The sequence below is a fragment of the Streptomyces sp. NPDC051051 genome (genome assembly GCF_040682975.1).
Lineage (GTDB): Bacteria > Actinomycetota > Actinomycetes > Streptomycetales > Streptomycetaceae > Streptomyces.
The window spans coordinates 157,588-175,682 of record NZ_JBFBCB010000008.1 but is presented as its reverse complement, the minus strand read 5'-3'; the positions used below and the strand labels follow the sequence as shown (position 1 = coordinate 175,682).

At 72.0% G+C, this 18,095-nt stretch carries 17 protein-coding genes; 9 read left to right on the top strand and 8 right to left on the bottom strand.

Going from position 1 to position 18,095, the window contains the following annotated elements; all coding sequences use genetic code 11:
- Positions 1-88: 88 nt before the first annotated feature.
- The 3 genes from AB0N31_RS09260 to AB0N31_RS09250 all read right to left on the bottom strand — a co-directional run bounded on the left by AB0N31_RS09260 (position 89) and on the right by AB0N31_RS09250 (position 1,939).
- Entirely contained in the window at positions 89-664 is a 576-nt protein-coding gene (locus tag AB0N31_RS09260; protein WP_366057768.1) for a calcium homeostasis/redox stress adaptation protein, read from the bottom strand.
- Between the two features lie 178 nt (positions 665-842).
- Positions 843-1,301, bottom strand: coding sequence for a peroxiredoxin (locus tag AB0N31_RS09255; protein WP_366057767.1), 459 nt, complete (start codon positions 1,299-1,301; stop codon positions 843-845).
- 200 nt (positions 1,302-1,501) lie between these two features.
- Positions 1,502-1,939 carry a DUF3052 domain-containing protein gene (locus AB0N31_RS09250; protein WP_057583034.1) on the bottom strand — a complete coding sequence of 146 codons (438 nt, stop codon included), beginning with the start codon at positions 1,937-1,939 and terminating at the stop codon, positions 1,502-1,504.
- 398 nt (positions 1,940-2,337) lie between these two features.
- Here AB0N31_RS09250 and aceE point away from each other — a divergent pair, with 398 nt between their 5' ends.
- Positions 2,338-5,070 (top strand): pyruvate dehydrogenase (acetyl-transferring), homodimeric type, encoded by a 2,733-nt coding sequence (gene aceE / locus AB0N31_RS09245; protein ID WP_366057766.1) that lies wholly within the window; start codon positions 2,338-2,340, stop codon positions 5,068-5,070.
- Between the two features lie 78 nt (positions 5,071-5,148).
- Complete coding sequence (locus tag AB0N31_RS09240; RefSeq protein WP_366057765.1) at positions 5,149-5,913, top strand: ion channel; 765 nt, start codon at positions 5,149-5,151, stop codon at positions 5,911-5,913.
- Between the two features lie 98 nt (positions 5,914-6,011).
- Here the strand turns inward: AB0N31_RS09240 and AB0N31_RS09235 are convergent, their stop codons facing one another.
- Complete coding sequence (locus AB0N31_RS09235) at positions 6,012-6,320, bottom strand: small hydrophobic protein (protein WP_366057764.1); 309 nt, start codon at positions 6,318-6,320, stop codon at positions 6,012-6,014.
- A 227-nt stretch (positions 6,321-6,547) separates the two neighbouring features.
- Positions 6,548-8,167, bottom strand: a complete 1,620-nt coding sequence (locus AB0N31_RS09230; RefSeq protein ID WP_366057763.1) for an MFS transporter — start codon at positions 8,165-8,167, stop codon at positions 6,548-6,550.
- A 112-nt stretch (positions 8,168-8,279) separates the two neighbouring features.
- On the opposite strand from AB0N31_RS09230, the gene AB0N31_RS09225 reads away from it, so the two are divergent.
- The 3 genes from AB0N31_RS09225 (at position 8,280) to AB0N31_RS09215 (ending at position 11,239) form a co-directional block, all read left to right on the top strand.
- Positions 8,280-8,927, top strand: coding sequence for a TetR family transcriptional regulator (locus AB0N31_RS09225; RefSeq protein ID WP_366057761.1), 648 nt, complete (start codon positions 8,280-8,282; stop codon positions 8,925-8,927).
- Between the two features lie 185 nt (positions 8,928-9,112).
- Entirely contained in the window at positions 9,113-10,330 is a 1,218-nt protein-coding gene (locus tag AB0N31_RS09220) for an alpha/beta hydrolase (RefSeq protein ID WP_366057760.1), read from the top strand.
- 57 nt (positions 10,331-10,387) lie between these two features.
- Complete coding sequence (locus AB0N31_RS09215; protein WP_366057759.1) at positions 10,388-11,239, top strand: DUF4429 domain-containing protein; 852 nt, start codon at positions 10,388-10,390, stop codon at positions 11,237-11,239.
- Between the two features lie 27 nt (positions 11,240-11,266).
- Here the strand turns inward: AB0N31_RS09215 and AB0N31_RS09210 are convergent, their stop codons facing one another.
- Both AB0N31_RS09210 and AB0N31_RS09205 read right to left on the bottom strand, forming a co-directional pair.
- Positions 11,267-12,292: an aldo/keto reductase gene (locus tag AB0N31_RS09210; RefSeq protein WP_366057758.1), complete on the bottom strand. Its 1,026-nt coding sequence runs from the start codon at positions 12,290-12,292 to the stop codon at positions 11,267-11,269.
- Complete coding sequence (locus AB0N31_RS09205; protein WP_366057757.1) at positions 12,289-12,753, bottom strand: MerR family transcriptional regulator; 465 nt, start codon at positions 12,751-12,753, stop codon at positions 12,289-12,291. Before AB0N31_RS09205 ends, AB0N31_RS09210 begins: the two co-directional genes overlap by 4 nt.
- A gap of 96 nt (positions 12,754-12,849) precedes the next feature.
- Between AB0N31_RS09205 and AB0N31_RS09200 the strand changes: the two genes are divergently transcribed.
- From AB0N31_RS09200 to AB0N31_RS09190, 3 genes are read left to right on the top strand one after another with little or no spacing between them, the layout of a single operon-like run.
- Complete coding sequence (locus AB0N31_RS09200) at positions 12,850-13,320, top strand: GNAT family N-acetyltransferase (protein ID WP_366057756.1); 471 nt, start codon at positions 12,850-12,852, stop codon at positions 13,318-13,320.
- A 19-nt stretch (positions 13,321-13,339) separates the two neighbouring features.
- The gene (locus tag AB0N31_RS09195) at positions 13,340-14,176 is read left to right on the top strand and encodes a serine hydrolase domain-containing protein (RefSeq protein WP_366057755.1); all 837 of its coding nucleotides are present in this window, start codon (positions 13,340-13,342) and stop codon (positions 14,174-14,176) included.
- A 60-nt stretch (positions 14,177-14,236) separates the two neighbouring features.
- Positions 14,237-16,051 carry a protein kinase gene (locus tag AB0N31_RS09190; protein WP_366057754.1) on the top strand — a complete coding sequence of 605 codons (1,815 nt, stop codon included), beginning with the start codon at positions 14,237-14,239 and terminating at the stop codon, positions 16,049-16,051.
- 6 nt (positions 16,052-16,057) lie between these two features.
- On the opposite strand, the gene AB0N31_RS09185 is transcribed toward AB0N31_RS09190, so the two are convergent.
- Positions 16,058-16,717, bottom strand: coding sequence for a pirin family protein (locus tag AB0N31_RS09185; RefSeq protein ID WP_366057753.1), 660 nt, complete (start codon positions 16,715-16,717; stop codon positions 16,058-16,060).
- Positions 16,718-16,810: 93 nt separating this feature from the next.
- Here AB0N31_RS09185 and AB0N31_RS09180 point away from each other — a divergent pair, with 93 nt between their 5' ends.
- The gene (locus AB0N31_RS09180; protein WP_366057752.1) at positions 16,811-18,016 is read left to right on the top strand and encodes a helix-turn-helix domain-containing protein; all 1,206 of its coding nucleotides are present in this window, start codon (positions 16,811-16,813) and stop codon (positions 18,014-18,016) included.
- Positions 18,017-18,095: the final 79 nt, after the last annotated feature.

Sequence of the window (18,095 nt, the reverse complement as noted above, 5' to 3'; positions counted from 1 at the left end):
TGTCCTGCACGTCCGGCGCCGCCCGTAAACGGTGCGGCGCCGGACGAAGCCGTCGGGTCATGGGAGACGGCGTCCCAGGGGGATCGGCTCAGACGTTGACGCCGAAGTCCTGCGCGATGCCGCGCAGGCCCGAGGCGTAGCCCTGGCCGATGGCCCGGAACTTCCACTCCGCGCCGTGCCGGTACAGCTCGCCGAAGACCATGGCGGTCTCCGTCGAGGCGTCCTCACTCAGGTCGTACCGCGCGATCTCCGCCTCGCCGGCCTGGTTCACGACGCGGATGAACGCGTTGCGCACCTGGCCGAAGGACTGCTGGCGGTTCTCGGCGTCGTAGATCGAGACCGGGAAGACGATCTTCTCGACCTCGGCCGGTACGCCCGCGAGGTTGACCTTGATCTGCTCGTCGTCGCCCTCGCCCTCACCGGTGATGTTGTCGCCGGTGTGCTCGACGGAACCGTCGGGGCTCTTGAGGTTGTTGAAGAAGACGAAGTTGGCGTCGCTGGCGACCTTGCCGGAAGCGTCCAGCAGCAGCGCGCTGGCGTCCAGGTCGAAGTCGGTGCCGGTCGTGGTGCGCACGTCCCACCCCAGACCGACGATGACCGCGGTCAGGCCCGGGGCCTCCTTGGTCAGCGAGACATTGCCGCCCTTGCTGAGGCTGACTCCCACGAGTCCTCCATTGGTGTCCGGGGGCGGGGAGCCCCTCGTGCGTCGGATATCGGATCAACGATTCGATCCTAGTGAGGGGTTCCCGCCCCTCGCAGGCCCTGGAGCCGAAGAATCACCGGGTGTCGGCCCCGGCCCGGCACCGGATGCGGGGCGGCCGGAGCGGCCGGGGCGGCCGGGATCAGAGCGCGTCGAGTGCCGCGACGTAGGCGCCGAGGTCGCGGGCGTCGGGCAGCGCGTTGACGACGGTCCAGCGCACGACGCCCTCCTTGTCGATGACGAAGGTGCCGCGCACCGCGCAGCCCTTGTCCTCGGCGAAGACCTCGTAGGCGCGGGAGACCTCACCGTGCGGCCAGAAGTCGCTCAGCAGCGGGTACTCCAGGCCTTCCTGCTCGGCGAAGACGCGCAGGGTGTGGATGGAGTCGTTGGAGACGGCGAGCACCTGCGTGTCGCGCTCGGAGAACTTCGGCAGGTTGTCGCGGACCTCGCACAGTTCGCCGGTGCACACACCGGTGAAGGCGAAGGGGTAGAAGAGCAGGACGACGTTCTTGCTGCCGCGGAAGTCGGACAGCTTCACGGAGCGGCCGTGGTTGTCCTTGAGCTCGAAGTCGGGGGCCTTGTCGCCGACCTGGATCGCCATCGTCTGGAACCCTTTCCTGGGGCTTCGCCGGAGCCGGTTGCGGCATTCGGGTGAGAACCCACCCGGAACGCCGGGAACCACCCTACGCAGCGGCCCCCACGCACCGGTGGACGGGCCGATGGGGAATCGGCCCGTCCACGGGGGTCGAGAGGTCGTCGCGGATCTCCGCTACCTCGACGAGGTCACTTCGGGGGACGAGGTCACTTCTTGGACTTGGCGGCCTTGGGCGTCACCAGCCGGCTGCCGCTCCAGTCCTTGCCCACGCTGACGCTCTTGCTGGCCGACAGGCCCGCCGTCGTCGCGGCTTCGGAGATGTCGCTCGGTTCCACGTATCCCGTCCGGCCGGTCTTCGGCGTCAGGAGGAGGATCGAGCCGCCTTCTTCGATGTACGTGGTGGCGTCCACCAGCGCATCCGTCAGGTCTCCGTCATCGTCGCGGAACCAGAGCACCACGGCGTCGGCAACGTCGTCGTAATCCTCGTCCACCAGGTCGCTGCCGATGACTTCCTCGATGGACTCGCGGAGCTCCTGATCGACGTCGTCGTCGTAGCCGATCTCCTGGACCACCTGCTCGGGCTGGAACCCCAGCCTGACGGCAGGGCTCGTCCGCTCCTCCGCGTGGTCCGCGGTCGCGCTCACGGGTTGCCTCCTGATCATGTTTCGGGAATAACTCAGCCACGCGCGTGCGCGAAGCATTGGCCGTAGTCCACACGGGCGGGGCGGATCGCGCAAGTACCCGGCGGTTCGGACCGCCGAAACGGTGACGATCCTGGCGGTGTCGCCGCAACTCCAGGCACGCGATCGGGACGATGGGTGACGTGCACCACACCTATGTGCCCCGTTTGCGTATTTGAGAACCATCCAAGGGTACGAGACTCGGACAGGTGCCGGTTACCTCGGGGTAGAGATGACGTTTGCGGCGCCTAGGTACACGATGGGGGGCGGTGCAGGTACGGGAGAACGAACGGGACACCAGCCTGCCGCACATCCCCCAGAGCCCCACAGCCCCACAGCCCCTCTGACAGGTAAGGACCAGCGTGGCTTCCGGATCCGATCGCAACCCGATCATCATTGGCGGCCTTCCGAGTCAGGTTCCTGACTTCGACCCCGAGGAAACCCAGGAGTGGCTCGACTCCCTCGACGCCGCAGTGGACGAGCGCGGCCGGGAGCGGGCCCGCTACCTCATGCTGCGCCTGATCGAACGGGCCCGCGAGAAGCGCGTGGCCGTGCCCGAGATGCGCAGCACGGACTACGTCAACACCATCCCCACGCGGGCCGAGCCGTTCTTCCCGGGCAACGAGGAGATCGAGCGGAGGATCCTCAACGCGACCCGCTGGAACGCGGCCGTGATGGTCTCGCGCGCGCAGCGGCCCGGGATCGGCGTCGGCGGCCACATCGCCACGTTCGCCTCCTCGGCCTCGCTGTACGACGTGGGCTTCAACCACTTCTTCCGCGGCAAGGACGAGGGCGACGGCGGCGACCAGGTCTTCTTCCAGGGTCACGCCTCCCCCGGCATCTACGCGCGCGCGTACATGCTCGACCGGCTGAGCGAACAGAACCTCGACGCGTTCCGCCAGGAGAAGTCGAAGGCGCCGTACGGGCTGTCCTCGTACCCGCACCCGCGGCTGATGCCGGACTTCTGGGAGTTCCCGACCGTGTCGATGGGCCTCGGGCCGATCGGCGCGATCTACCAGGCGCGGATGAACCGCTACATGCACGCGCGCGGGATCGCCGACACGTCGAAGTCGCACGTGTGGGCCTTCCTCGGCGACGGCGAGATGGACGAGCCCGAGTCGCTCGGCCAGCTGACCATCGCCGCCCGTGAGGGTCTGGACAACCTGACCTTCGTCGTCAACTGCAACCTCCAGCGGCTCGACGGCCCGGTGCGCGGCAACGGCAAGGTCATCCAGGAGCTGGAGTCGGTCTTCCGGGGCGCCGGCTGGAACGTGATCAAGCTGATCTGGGACCGCACCTGGGACCCGCTGCTCGCCCAGGACCGCGACGGCATCCTCGTCAACAAGATGAACACCACCCCGGACGGCCAGTTCCAGACCTACGCCACCGAGTCCGGCGCGTACATCCGGGACCACTTCTTCGGCGACGACCACCGGCTGCGCGCGATGGTCGCGGGCATGACCGACGACCAGATCCTGCACCTGGGCCGAGGCGGCCACGACCACCGGAAGATCTACGCGGCGTTCAAGGCGGCCGTGGAGCACACCGGCCAGCCGACGGTCATCCTGGCGAAGACGGTCAAGGGCTGGACCCTGGGGCCCAACTTCGAGGGCCGCAACGCCACGCACCAGATGAAGAAGCTGACGGTCGACGACCTCAAGGGCTTCCGCGACCGGCTCCACCTCCCCATCTCCGACAAGGAGCTGGAGGGCGGCGCGCCGCCGTACTACCACCCGGGGCGCGACTCCGAGGAGATCCAGTACATGCACGACCGGCGCAAGGGGCTCGGCGGGTACGTCCCGACCCGGGTCGTGCGCGCCCGGCCGCTGCCGCTGCCCGACGACAAGACGTACGCGTCGGTGAAGAAGGGCTCCGGCCAGCAGTCCATCGCCACGACCATGGCCTTCGTGCGGCTCCTCAAGGACCTCATGCGGGACAAGGAGCTGGGCAGGCGGTTCGTGCTGATCGCGCCGGACGAGTACCGCACCTTCGGCATGGACTCGTTCTTCCCGAGTGCGAAGATCTACAACCCGCTGGGCCAGCAGTACGAGTCGGTCGACCGTGAGCTGCTGCTCGCGTACAAGGAGTCGCCGACCGGTCAGATGCTGCACGACGGCATCTCCGAGGCGGGCTGCACGGCCTCGCTGATCGCGGCCGGCTCGGCGTACGCCACGCACGGCGAGCCGCTGATCCCGGTGTACGTCTTCTACTCGATGTTCGGTTTCCAGCGCACCGGCGACCAGTTCTGGCAGATGGCGGACCAGCTGGCGCGCGGTTTCGTGCTGGGCGCGACCGCCGGCCGTACGACGCTGACCGGTGAGGGCCTCCAGCACGCCGACGGGCACTCGCAGCTGCTCGCCTCGACGAACCCGGGCTGCGTGGCGTACGACCCGGCGTTCGGCTTCGAGATCGCGCACATCGTCCAGGACGGCCTGCGCCGGATGTACGGCCCGGACAGCGAGGACGTCTTCTACTACCTGACCGTCTACAACGAGCCGATCCAGCACCCGGCCGAGCCCGAGGACGTGGACGTCGAGGGCATCCTCAAGGGCGTCCACCGCTTCAGCCGGGGCACCTCGGGGTCGATCCCGGCGCAGATCCTCGCCTCGGGCGTGGCCGTCCCCTGGGCCGTGGAGGCGCAGCGGATCCTCGCCGAGGAGTGGGACGTGCGCGCCGACGTCTGGTCGGCGACCTCGTGGAACGAGCTGCGGCGCGAGGCCGTCGAGGTCGAGCGGCACAACCTGCTGCACCCGGAGGAGGAGCAGCGCGTGCCGTACGTGACGCGCAAGCTGACCGGGGCGCAGGGGCCGTTCGTGGCCGTCTCCGACTGGATGCGGTCGGTGCCGGACCAGATCGCGCGCTGGGTGCCGGGGCGCTACCAGTCGCTGGGCGCGGACGGCTTCGGCTTCGCGGACACCCGTGGGGCCGCGCGCCGCTTCTTCCACATCGACGCGCAGTCGGTGGTGCTCGCGGTGCTGACCGAGCTGGCCAAGGAGGGCAAGGTCGACCGGTCGGCGCTGAAGCAGGCCATCGACCGGTACCAGTTGCTGGACGTGGCGTCGGCCGATCCGGGGGCGGCGGGCGGCGACGCGTAGCCGCCGGCCGCGGCCGGACGGACAAGGGCGGCGGGCCTGACGGCCCCGCCGCCCTTGTCCGTTATTTACGATGCGGGCATGGATCAGCAATCGGTGCGGGACCGGTGGGAGCGGCGGACGCAGCGGCCGCTGCTGGCACTGGCCGTGGTGTTCGCCGTCGCCTACGCCGTGCCCATCGTGCACACCGCGGCCGGACCGGCGCTGCGGTCCGCGTGCGCCTGGACGGAGTGGGGGGTGTGGGCGGCCTTCGCCGTGGACTACGCCGTCCGGCTGGCGCTGGCCGGGGAACGCCGCGCGTTCGTCCGCACGCACTGGCTGGACCTGTTCGCGGTGCTGCTGCCGCTGATCCAGCCGCTCAGGCTGCTGCGGCTGGTGTCGACCCTGCTGCTGGTGGGGCAGCGCGCCCGGATGGCCTCGCAGGTGCGGCTGACGACGTACGTCGCGGGTTCCGTGGCGGGGCTGCTGGTCTTCGGATCGCTCGCGGTGCTGTCGGTCGAGCGGGAGGCCCCGGAAGGGAACATCCGGACGCTGGATGACGCCCTGTGGTGGTCGTTCACGACGATGACGACCGTGGGGTACGGGGACCACGCGCCGACCACGGGACTGGGGCGGATGATCGCCGTCGGGCTGATGCTGTCCGGGATCGCGCTGCTGGGTGTGGTCACCGCGAACATCGCCGCGTGGTTCATCGAGCGGTTCGAGAAGGACGACAGGGAGGAACGCGAGCACACGGAGGCGATCCGCACCCTCACGGACGAGGTGCGCGCCCTGCGGGCGGAGGTGGCGGCCCTGCGGTCCCGTCCACCCGACCCGGCCGGCCACAAGAGCCCGTCCGGCGTCTGAGGGCGGGGGTGTTCCGGCCGAAGCGGGGCCTGCGGGCTACGGCCGCGGGCCCGGGGCGGGGCGGCGGGGGCGAGGACACCCCCGCGGGCGCCCTCGCCTCAGAGCAGTCCGTTGCCCGTCATCCCCGCGCCCGTCAGCCACACCAGCGCGAGCAGTGTGTCGATCGCGCCGAGGACCACGGCGACCAGGGCCGGCACCGGGCGGGGACCCGCCCAGCTGCGGCCCATGGCCAACCAGCCGCAGACGATCGCCGCGGGGCCGAGAACGATCCCCAGCGCGAAGAATCCGGCGACCGCGCAGACCAGGCCGACAATGCCGAGCGTCGCGCTGTCCGGCCCGGTCCGTGACCACGTCCGGCCACGTGAGCGGGGGTGCCTGCGCGTTCCGTGTCCGAAGCCCGCCATCATCAACTCCCTTGATCCTGGGGCTGCTTCGATGGTCCGGGTACCCCTCTGACGCCGGTTATGCAGTGACCGGAAACAGGCGCGGGCGCGCTGTCCCCCCTCCGGCAGCGCGCCGCGGCCTCGACCGCCCTCCCCTCCGGAGGACTTGACCCACTGTGACCTGCGGCGCGCGCCCGAGGCGAGAGACCCTTGGTGTCGTCACCCCGATGAGGAATCCCTCCGACGTCCCGTCAGATGTGACCGACTCCGGCGCCCGACTCCGCGTTCTCGCCCCGCTTGGTGAGCAGCGCGACGAACACGGCGACCGCCGCGACCCCGGCCGCGACGAGCGACGCGAGGCTCATCCCGGAGATGAAGGTGTCGTGGGCGACGTCCGTGATCTTCGCGGCGATCCCCGGGGGCGTGCCCTTCGCCACCGGGGGCACACCCACCTGGACCGCCTCGGAGGCCCGGCCCAGCTGGTCCGGGGTGAGGGCGGGCAGGCCGGCGTCGGTCCAGTTGCCGGCCAGGTCGCTGTCGACCTTGGAGGCCATGACGGCACCGAGGACGGCCGTACCGAGGCTGCCGCCGATCTGCATGGCCGCCTGCTGGAGGCCGCCGGCGACTCCGGACAGCTCCATGGGGGCGTTGCCGACGATGACCTCGGTGGCGCCGACCATGACGGGGGCGAGGCCGAGGCCGAGCAGGGCGAACCAGACGGACATCGCCAGGCTGCCGGTCCCCTTCTCCAGGGTGGACATGCCGAACATGGCGACCGCCACGCAGAGCATGCCGCCGGCCAGCGGGATGCGCGGACCGACCTTGGTGATCATCGCGCCCGCGAGCGGGGAACCGACGATCATCATCCCGGTGAGCGGGAGCAGGTGCAGGCCGGCGTCGATCGGGCTCATGCCGTGCACGTTCTGGAGGTAGAACGTCACGAAGAAGAGGCCGCCCATGAAGGCGATGGCCATCATGACCATGAGGACGACACCGGCGGACAGCGGCACCGAACGGAACAGACCCAGCGGAATGAGCGGTTCCGCCACGAAGTTCTCCCAGACGGCGAAGCCCGCGAACAAGACCGCGGAGCCGCCGATGAACGCCCAGGTCAGGCCGTCTCCCCAGCCCCACTCCGGGGCCTTGATGAGGGCCCACACGAGGCAGAACATCGCGCCGGAGAGCAGCACGATGCCGAGGATGTCGAAGGAGCGGGGGGCGTTCTCGGCACGGTGGTCGAGCAGCATCACCGCGCCCAGTGCGACGGCGAGGACGCCGACGGGCACGTTGATGAAGAACACCGACTGCCAGTTGACGTGCTCGACGAGGACGCCGCCGAGGATCGGGCCGCCGGCGGTGGAGGCGCCGATGACCATGCCCCAGATGCCGATGGCCATGTTGAGCTTCTCGGCCGGGAAGGTGGCGCGGAGCAGACCGAGCGCGGCCGGCATGAGCAGGGCGCCGAACAGGCCCTGCAGGACGCGGAAGGCGACGACGAGCGCGATGCTGTCGGACAGGCCGATCGCGCCCGAGGCGGCGGCGAAGCCGACGACGCCTATCAGGAAGGTCTGGCGGTGGCCGAAGCGGTCACCGAGCTTGCCGGCGGTGATGAGGGAGACCGCGAGGGCGAGGAAGTAGGCGTTGGTGATCCACTGCACCTCGGCGAAGGTGGCGCCGAGGTCCTTGGCGATGGCCGGGTTGGCGATGGCCACGATCGTGCCGTCGAGGGCCACCATCATGACCCCGACGGCGACGGTGATGAGCGTGAACCACGGGTGGCCGCGCAGCCCCTTGGCCGGTGGCTGGTCCGACGGGGTGGAGGGCGACTCGTCCGCCGGTCCCGTCGTGTCGATGGTGGTCTGACTAGTCATGTGTTCGAGGCTAATGACAGCCGCTGACAGATGACAAACTGATTCACAAGTCGGCAACTGACACGTCACCCGCCCCTCGCCCGAAGGGCGGCCGGCGGAAGGAGAAGGGCGCATGGAGACCACCGCGCCGCGGCCGGGGCTGCGGGAGATGAAGAAGCGCCGCACCCGTGACGAGCTGCTGCGGGCGGCCGTCGGTCTGTTCACCTCGCAGGGGTACGAGCGGACGACCGTGGACGAGATCGCGCAGGCCGTGGACGTCTCGCAGCGCACCTTCTTCCGCTACTTCGCCGGCAAGGAGGAGGCCGCCCTCGCCCTGGAGGGCATCACGGTGGCGCGCTTCGTCGAGGGGGTGCGGGCCCGCCCGGCCCACGAGGCGCCGATGGAGGCCCTGCGGCAGGCGGTCCTGGAGGGCTGGAGCTCCCTCAGCGAGGCCGTCGAGTCGATCGTGCCCGTCGAGCTGTACCTGCGCATGTACCGGGTGATCGAGTCGACCCCGGTCCTGCTCGCCGCCCATCTGCGGCGCTCCGCGGAGACCGAGGAGGCGATCGCGCGGGTGCTCGCGGAACGGGAGGGGCTCGACGTGGACGCCGACCCCCGGCCGCGGCTGGCGGTGGCCCTCTTCGGCGCGGTGATGCGGGTGACGGAACGGCAGTGGGCCGCGGGCGGGGACTCCGGCCTGGAGGGGATGCGCGATCTCACGTCCCGGTACCTCGACCAGGTGGGGCCGGCCCTGCTGGGCGGCTGGCGCGCCGGATCGTGAGGCACGGCCCGCCGGTGCGCGGGGGCGGTCCGCCGCCGATGCGCGCCGTCGCGCGAGGACCCCGCCCGACCGGCGAAGGACACAGAGCCTGAGGGGTCGCGTGCCCCGTCGACACCCCGGGCAAAACGTGATCCGCGTCACTCATGTCGCCCGAGACCTTCTCGTTCTCCTAGTGTGTCCTCCCAGTGACTTCCTTCCACACCTCCCCACAACTGACGGCATGGCGCGCGCTGCTCGCACTGGCCGTGGTGTTCGTGATGCTGGCGACCACCGGCTGGACCGCCGTGCACCGGCACGGGGGAACCCCCGCACTCAAGGCCTCGCTCACCGCATGGGAGCACGGCCGGGTCGCCGGGCGCCGGCTGCCCGACCCGCAGGCGGCCCCGGACCGGCTCTCGGCGTTCTTCGCCTCGCTGACCGCAGGCCAGCGCGCCGGGCTCGCCGAGCGCTACCCCCTCGCCGTCGGCAACATGAACGGCGCCCCCGCCGGGCTGCGCTACCGCGCCAACCGCATCGCGCTCCAGGAGCAGATCGGGGTGGAGCGGGCCCGGATGCGGGACACGCGGCTCTCGCCCGCCGGGCAGTACGAGGCCGGGCGGCGCATGCACCGCTTCGAGTCGATGACCGACGCCGACCGCCAGATCCTCGCCTTCGACCCGGAGGGCACCGGCCGGGTCGCCGAGGTGTTCGGCGACCTCGACCGCGCCGAACGCATCTCCGTCGTCGTCCCCGGCGTGGACACGGCGCTGCTCACCTTCCAGCGCACCAACCGCAGGTACTCGGCGCCCGTCGGCATGGCCGAGGCGCTGTACGCGGCCGAGCGCGAGGTGCGCCCCACGACGCGGACGGCCGTCATCGCCTGGGCCGACTACACCTCGCCGGCCGGGCTCGGCATCGACTCGGCCACCGCGATGCGCGCCGAGCGCGGCGCCGTACGGCTGGACGCCCTGGTGCGCGGGCTGCCCGGCAGCTCCCCCGTCTCCCTGTTCTGCCACAGCTACGGCTCCGTGGTGTGCGGGGTCGCCGCGCGCACCCTGCCGGGCCGGGTGGCCGACATCGCCGTCGCCGGCAGCCCCGGGATGCGGGTGGAGAACGCCGCACAGCTGGACACCGACGCCCGGGTGTGGGCGATGCGGGACTCCGACGACTGGGTGCAGGACGTGCCCTACCTGGAACTCGGCGGTCTGGGGCACGGCGAGGATCCGGTGGCGGCCGGGTTCGGCGCGCGGGTGCTGTCGGCCCGCGAGGCCGAGGGTCACGGAGGCTACTTCGTGCCCGGCACGGACAGCCTGCGCAACTTCGCGGACATCGGCACCGGCGCCTACGACGCGGTGCGGTGCGCCGACGAGAACGACGCGTGCCGGGAGGATCTGTCCGGCACGACGACGGCCGGACGCGCGTAGAGACGCAGGAATTGCGGTGCGCGCGGGGAGGGGACGAAGGAGCGGGTGCCGCATACGATGAGCCGCATGGGTGACGTACTGGCCGGATTTCATGCCGCCTGGGAGTTCGAGTCCGACTCCGTCCTCATCCGCTACGAACGGGGTATCCGCACACCCAAGCTGTTCTCCGCGCTGGGCGAGCGCCGCATCCCGCTGGCGGCCGTCGAGGCGGTCACGCTCGAACCGGGGAAGCGCGGGACGGTGGTGCTGCGCATCACGCCGCGGTCCGGCGCCGATCCGCTGACCGAGGCCGCGGCGGGGCAGCTGAAGGAGCCTTCGGACCCGTACCGGCTGGTGCTGCCCGCCGAGCGGGACGCGCTCGCGGAGTACTACGCCGACGAGCTGCGCGCGGGGCTGACGGAGTCCGGGCCGGCCGAGAGGTTCCTGGTGGCCGCGCCGGAGGTGCCGCTGTCGTTCAAGGCGTACGACGCGAAGGCGTCCTTCGACGGGCGGACCGTGCGGTTCCGCTGGTTCTGGACGGGCGCCTCGTCCGCGAAGTGGAAGGCCGGCGACCAGAGTTTCGCCGCGTCCGAGCTGAGCGGGGTGGAGTGGCGCTCCCCCGAGGTCTTCGAGGGGTACCTGCGGCTGCTGCGTGCGGAGGACCCGCCGGCGCAGCCGGACCAGGACCCGGCCGCCGTGGTGTTCGGGCTGGGCTACGGCGCGGTGCACGAGTCGCTGCCGTTCGCGGCGGCCGTGCTGGCCGCGGTGCGCGAGCGCCGGCCCGGGGCCGCGGTGGCGGCCCCGGGCCCGCGCCGCGGCCCGGCGGACGTGGCCGAGCGGATCCGTCACCTCGGCGAACTCCACCGGGCCGGGCTGGTCACCGACGAGGAGTTCTCCGCGAAGAAGGCGGAGCTGCTCGCGGAGCTGTGACGGGCCTCCGTCAGGAGCGGGCCTCCGTCAGGAGCGGGCCTCCCGGCCGGCCGAGGTGAACGTCATGTCCGCGTACCGGTCGCCCGCGACCTTGCCCGCGATCGGCTCCAGGAGCGCCAGCTCGTCCGCGGTCAGTTCGAGGGCCGTCGCCCGGAGGTTCTCCTCCACCCGGCCCGCCTTCCGCGTCCCCGGGATCGGGATCACCGGCAGGCCGTGGACGCCGGCCCGGTGCTGGACCCAGGCCAGCGCTATCTGGGCCGGGGTGGCGTCGTGGGCCCGGGCGACCGCGCGGACCGGCTCCAGCAGGGCCGCGTTGGCCGCCGCGTTCTCGCCGGTGAAGCGGGGCTGCTGACGGCGGAAGTCGTCGGCGGTGAGGTCCTTGTCGGCGTCGGCGAAGGAGCCGGTGAGGAAGCCCCGGCCGAGCGGGGAGTACGGCACGAGCGCGACGCCCAGCTCACGGGCGGCCGGCACCACCCGGTCCTCGATGTCCCGGCTGAACAGGGACCACTCCGACTGCACGGCGGCGATCGGGTGCACGCCCTGCGCGGCCCGCAGCTCGTCGGCCGTGACCTCGCTCAGGCCCAGGTGCCTGACCTTGCCCTCGCTCACCAGCTCGGCCATCACGCCGACGGTGTCCTCGATCGGCACCCGCGGATCACGCCGGTGCATGTAGTAGAGGTCGATGACGTCGACGTCCAGGCGCTTCAGGCTGGCCTCGACGGCCCGGCGGACGTAGGGCGCGTCGTTGCGGACGACCCGGCGGGTCGGGTCGTCCGCGGGGATCGACAGGGCGAACTTGGTGGCGATGACGACCTCGTCGCGGTGCGCCCTGAAGAACGGGGCGAGGAACTCCTCGTTGGAGCCGGCGCCGTACGCGTCCGCGGTGTCGTACAGGGTGACGCCCAGCTCCAGGGCGCGGTCCAGGGCGGCCCGTGACTCCTTCGCGTCCGAGGGGCCGTAGGCGAAGCTCATGCCCATGCAGCCCAGGCCCTGGACGCCCACCCGGGGGCCCGCGTCGCCGAGTCGTGCCGTGGGGATCCTGCTGTCGGTCATCGGGTCCTCTCCGCTTCGTACGCCTGGGTGGCGTCCGAGTAGAACGTGATCTTCCGGTCGAGTACGGCGAGCGTGTCCTGGAGCTCGGCGATCCGCGCCCGCACGTCCCGGCGGGTCGCCTCCAGAAGCTCGAAGCGCTCGGTGAACGTGTGGTCGCCCTCGCGCACCAGTTCCGCGTACCGCACCATGTCGGCGACCGGCATGCCGGTGAGCCGGAGCTTCCCGACGAGGTCGAGCCAGTTCAGGTCGCGGTTGCTGTAGCGGCGCTGGCCGGTGTGGGAGCGGTCGACGTGCGGCATCAGGCCGATCCGCTCGTACCAGCGCAGGGTGTGCGCCGTCAGGCCGGTGAAGGCGACGACCTCGCTGATCGTGTAGCTGTCCCGGCCGTCCGGGCGCCGGGCGGCCCGGGGCGTGGCGGCGCAGCTGTCGGTCCTGGTACCCGTGGTCTCCATCACCGTCATGACCTCAAAACTAGGGCCTTGGAGCGCACTCGAAGCAAGCGAACCCGGTGAGAAATCGACAGGACGCGCCGGGGCGCGGTGGTTATCGTGCGGGGCATGGACTCCGTACGCCGCGCCCTTCCCGAGGACGCCCCGGAACTGCTTCGGCTGCGCCAGGTGATGATCGACTCGACGGCGTCCGCGCCCACCTCCGCCGGGTGGCACGCCGAGTCCCTGCCCACCGTGCGGGCCCGGCTCGCCGAGCCCGACGGGGACTTCGCCGCGTTCGTCGTCGACCACCCGGAGCGGCCGGGCGCGCTCGCCGCGCTGGTGGCCGGGACGATCGACTACCGGATCGGGCGGGCCGACAATCCGCACGGCGCGGTCGGCTACGTCTTCAGCGTCGCCACCGACCCGGACGCCCGGCGCCGGGGGTACGCCCGCGCGTGCATGGCGACGCTGCTGGAGTGGTTCCGGGAGCGGGACGCCGGCCACGTGCTGCTCAACGCGTCGCCCGCGGCCGAGCCGCTGTACGCGTCCCTGGGGTTCACCCGGGACACCGACCCCTCGATGCGGCTGTCGCTGTGAGCCGCTTAGTCTCGACGTCATGTCCTTGAAGAGCTTGGCGTCGATCGAGAACTGGCCGGTGGAGACCGCCGCGGCGGGTGTCGTCCGGGCCGACGGTACGGTCCTGGGCACACACGGCCCGGTCGGCCGGCGTTTCCCGCTGGCCTCCGTGACCAAGCCGCTGGCCGCGTACGCCGCCCTCGTCGCGTACGAGGAGGGGGCGATCGAGCTGGACGAGCCGGCCGGGCCGCCCGGGGCGACCGTCCGCCACCTCCTCGCGCACACCTCCGGGCTGGCCTTCGACGAGCACCGGGTGACCGCGCCGCCCGGGGACCGGCGGCTGTACTCCAACGCCGGCTTCGAGCAGCTCGGGGACCACATCGCCGAGGCGACGGACATCCCGTTCGCGGAGTACCTGCGGCAGGCGGTGCTGGAGCCGCTGGGGATGACCGCGACCTCGCTGGAGGGCTCGCCCGCGAAGGACGGCGTGTCGACGGTCGAGGACCTGCTGCGGTTCGCCGCCGAGGTGCAGGCGCCGCGGCTGCTGGACCCGCGGACGGTGGCGGCGGCGATGACCGTCCAATACCCCGGCACCAAGGGGGTGTTGCCGGGGTACGGCCACCAGAACCCCAACGACTGGGGACTCGGCTTCGAGATCCGGGACGCCAAGTCGCCGCACTGGACCGGTGGTTCGTCCTCACCGAGGACGTTCGGGCACTTCGGGCAGTCCGGCACGTTCCTGTGGGTCGATCCCGAAGTCCGGGCCGCCGCGGTGGCGTTGACGGACCGGGCGTTCGGACCGTGGGCGGTCCAGGCGTGGCCCGCGTTCACCGACGCGGTGCTCGGCGAGGTGCGGGGCTCCGGTCCCGGACGCTGACCCCCTCCGCTAACCTCCCTCTGCGGACAGCACCCACTGCGCGGATCTCGGGGGAGAGCAATGACAGGCGTTCAACCGGGCGGTCACTTCCGCCCGTTGGAGAGCGGTGACCCGACGTCGGTGGCGAGCTACCGGCTGGCGGCACGGCTCGGCGCGGGCGGCATGGGCACGGTGTACCTGTCGTACACGCCCGGCGGGCACCCGATCGCGCTCAAGACGATCCGTCCGGAACTGAGCGAGGACCCCGAGTTCCGCCGCCGGTTCCGCCAGGAGGTGCAGGCGGCGCAGCGCGTGCAGGGCCTCTACACCGCACCGGTCATCGACTACGACACCGAGGGCGACCGGCCCTGGCTGGCCACCGCCTACGTGGCCGGGCCGTCGCTGGCCTCGGCGGTCGGCGAGCACGGGCCGCTGCCGGCGGGCTCGGTTTTGCTGCTGCTCGCGGGGATGGCCGAGGCGCTGTCGGTGATCCACCGGGCGGGCATCGTCCACCGCGACCTCAAGCCGTCCAACGTGCTGCTCGCCTCGGACGGTCCGCGGGTCATCGACTTCGGCATCGCCCGCGCCGCCGACGCCACCGCGCTGACCGGTACCGGCGTCTCCATCGGCACCCCCGCGTTCATGTCGCCCGAGCAGGCCGCCGGCAAGAAGGTCACGGCCGCCTCGGACGTGTTCGCGCTCGGTCAGGTGGCCGTGTTCGCGGCGCGCGGCACCGGGGCGTACGGGGACGGGCCCTCGCACGCGGTGCTGTACCGGATCGTCCACGAGGAACCCGATCTCGACGGGCTCGCCGAGCAGCTCGGCTTCATCGCCCGCTGCCTGGCCAAGGACCCGGCCGAACGCCCTTCCCCCGCCGAGATCATCGCCCTGTGCCAGGAGGCGTCGCCGACGCCGCTGCGCCAGTCCGGCTCGTGGCTGCCGGAGGCCATCGCCGCGCAGATCACCCAGCGGGTGTCGGCGTCGGCCGCGCTGGCGTCGGCCCCGACCGCCGCCCCGGCCGCGCCCGTGCCCACGGCGCCGGTCACCCGGGCCGACCCGGCCACGCACACCCCGGCGTCCACGCCCGTGCACGCGGCCCCCACGACCGCCGCCCCGCAGGTGCCGGCGACGCCCTCGTTCGGCCCCGTCGTCCCGCTGCCCGGGCCGCAGGCCCCGTTCCCGCCGTCGTACGGCCCGCCGACCGCGCCGCGGCCGCCCTTCGCCCACCAGCAGCCCGCCTGGCGGCCGCTGCCGCTGCCGCCGAAGCGGAACCAGGCCGGCAAGTGGATCGCGATCGCCGCCGGGGTGGTGATGGGCCTGTTCTGGCTCGGCAGCTGCGCGTCGGCCCTCGGCGACCTCGGAGACTCGTCGGATTCCTACGGGGACAGCTCCGCCACCAGCGGCGGCACCAGCAGAGGCACCGGCAGCGGCACCGGCTCGGAGAGCACCCGGACACAGCCCGACCCCACTCCCGTCACCTACCGGGGCGTCAACATCCCCGAGAGCTACTCCGTGCGGTTCGCGGACTCGCCGCCGAAGCCGTTCGAGGCCCCCGACGGCAGCAGCCCCCGCTACGAGTCGGACAGCGACCTCTACTACTACGACGCCGGCGGCTGGGACAACGACCCCCTGCTGGGCAGCAGCGGCGAGAAGGTCGTCCTGCTGAACAACGCCCAGAAGGGCTCGCTGGCGACCTGCCGCGCCGAGACCCGGTACACCAAGGAGATCAAGCTCTCCCAGGTGTCCAAGGGATCGCAGATGTGCGTGCACAGCTCCTCCGGCCACATCGCCCTGGTCACCTTCAAGGGCAGCGCACCGGAGAACGACCCCAGCGACTACGTGTCGGTGGACATCACGGTGTGGCGCAACGCGGAGGACCCCGGCGCCGAGGAGTAGGCCCGCTCAGGCCTCCATCGCCCAGATCAGCACCTCGGCCGGGCCCGCCCCGGCCACCAGGTCCAGGTCCTTCTCGTCGGTGGCGCGCACCGCGTCCCCCGGTCCCAGCTCGTGCGGGCCGAGCCGGACGGCGCCGCCGACGACGTGGACGTGGACCAGCGGCGCGTCCGGCACGGCGGTCCGCTCCCCCGCCGCCAGCCGCCGTACGTGCAGCATCGCGCCCGCCTCCGGGACGGCGTACGGCGTGGCGTCGGCGATGCCGCGGACGAGGTCGTAGGCCGGCTCGCCGCCCGGCGCCGACGGGGCCAGCCACATCTGCACGAAGGTCAGCGGCCCGGTGCCGTCGTTGCGTTCGACGTGCCGCACCCCGGCCGCCGAGCTGAGCCGCTGCACGTCGCCGGGGCGCACCCGCGTCTCGTGCCCGGCCGAGTCGCGGTGGGTCAGCTCGCCCTCGACCACCCACGTCACGATCTCGGTGTGGCTGTGGGGGTGTTCGGCGAAGCCGGCGCCGGGCGCCAGACGCTCCTCGTTGCAGGCGATCAGGGCGCCGAAGCGGAGGTTGCCGGGGTCGTAGTGGGGGCCGAAGGAGAAGGCGTGCCGGGTCTCGATGCCGGCCGCCGGGTCCCCGCCGGGGTAGCGCTCGTCGGCGCGGCGTACGTCCATCACGCCGACCACGGTAGACCCGCCGCCGGCCGGGCGGTGACCGCACCCGTGACCCGCCCACGCACGCGCGGGTCCCGATGAGGCAGTCTTGTGCACGTGCCCGAACCCGAAATCCACGACAACCGAGCCGCAGCACCCGCAGCCCACACGCACCTCGCGACCCTGAAGCGGCTGGAGAAGTCCTCCGGGAGCCTCGCCGCCCAGGCCATCACGCGCATGGACGAGACGCTGCCGTGGTACCGGGCCATGCCCCCGGAGAACCGTTCCTGGATCGGGCTGGTGGCCCAGGCGGGCATCGCCGCGTTCACGGAGTGGTTCCGGCGTCCCGACGCCCCGCAGGCCATCTCCACCGACGTGTTCGGGACCGCGCCGCGCGAGCTGACCCGGGCCATCACGCTGCGTCAGACCGTCGAGATGGTGCGCACCACCATCGAGGTGATGGAGAGCGCGATCGACGAGGTCGCCGCCCCCGGCGACGAGAACGTGCTGCGCGAGGCGCTCCTGGTGTACGCCCGCGAGATCGCGTTCGCCACCGCCCAGGTCTACGCCCAGGCCGCCGAGGCGCGCGGCGCGTGGGACGCGCGGCTGGAGTCGCTCGTCGTGAACGCCGTGCTCAGCGGGGAGGCCGACGAGGGTGCCGTCAGCCGGGCCGCCGCCCTCGGCTGGAACGCGCCCGAGCACGTGTGCGTGGTCCTCGGAACGGCGCCGGACGGGGACTCCGAGCTGACGGTGGAGGCGATCCGGCGGGCTTCGCGACACGCCAAGCTCCAGGTGCTCACCGGGGTGCTCGGCTCCCGTCTCGTCGTCATCGCCGGCGGCAGCGACGATCCGATGGCCGTGGCCAAGTCCCTGATCGGGCCGTTCGCGGCGGGGCCGGTCGTCGCGGGCCCCGTGGTGCCCGACCTGCTGGCCGCGACCCGGTCCGCGCAGGCCGCCGCGGCGGGGCTCAAGGCGTGTTCCGCCTGGCAGGACGCGCCGCGCCCGGTGCTGGCGGACGATCTGCTGCCGGAACGCGCCATCGCCGGTGATCCCGGCGCGCGCGAGCAGTTGGTGGAGGAGATCTACAGACCGCTGGAGGAGGCGGGCTCGGCGCTCCTGGAGACGCTCGCCGTCTACCTGGAACAGGCGTCCAGTCTGGAGGGCGCGGCGAGGATGCTGTTCGTCCACCCCAACACCGTGCGCTACCGGCTTCGACGTGTGACTGACGTCACCGGCTGGTCACCGTCGGATGTACGCTCTGCGTTCACCTTGCGCATCGCGCTGATCCTGGGGCGTCTCGTCGACGGAGACCCCAAGAGCTAGCGTTTTGTCGGGGGCCCACAAAACCCCCTGCCGTTCTTCGTCCCTGTCCCCACGGGCGGCCGTGCCCGTCCCCAAGAGA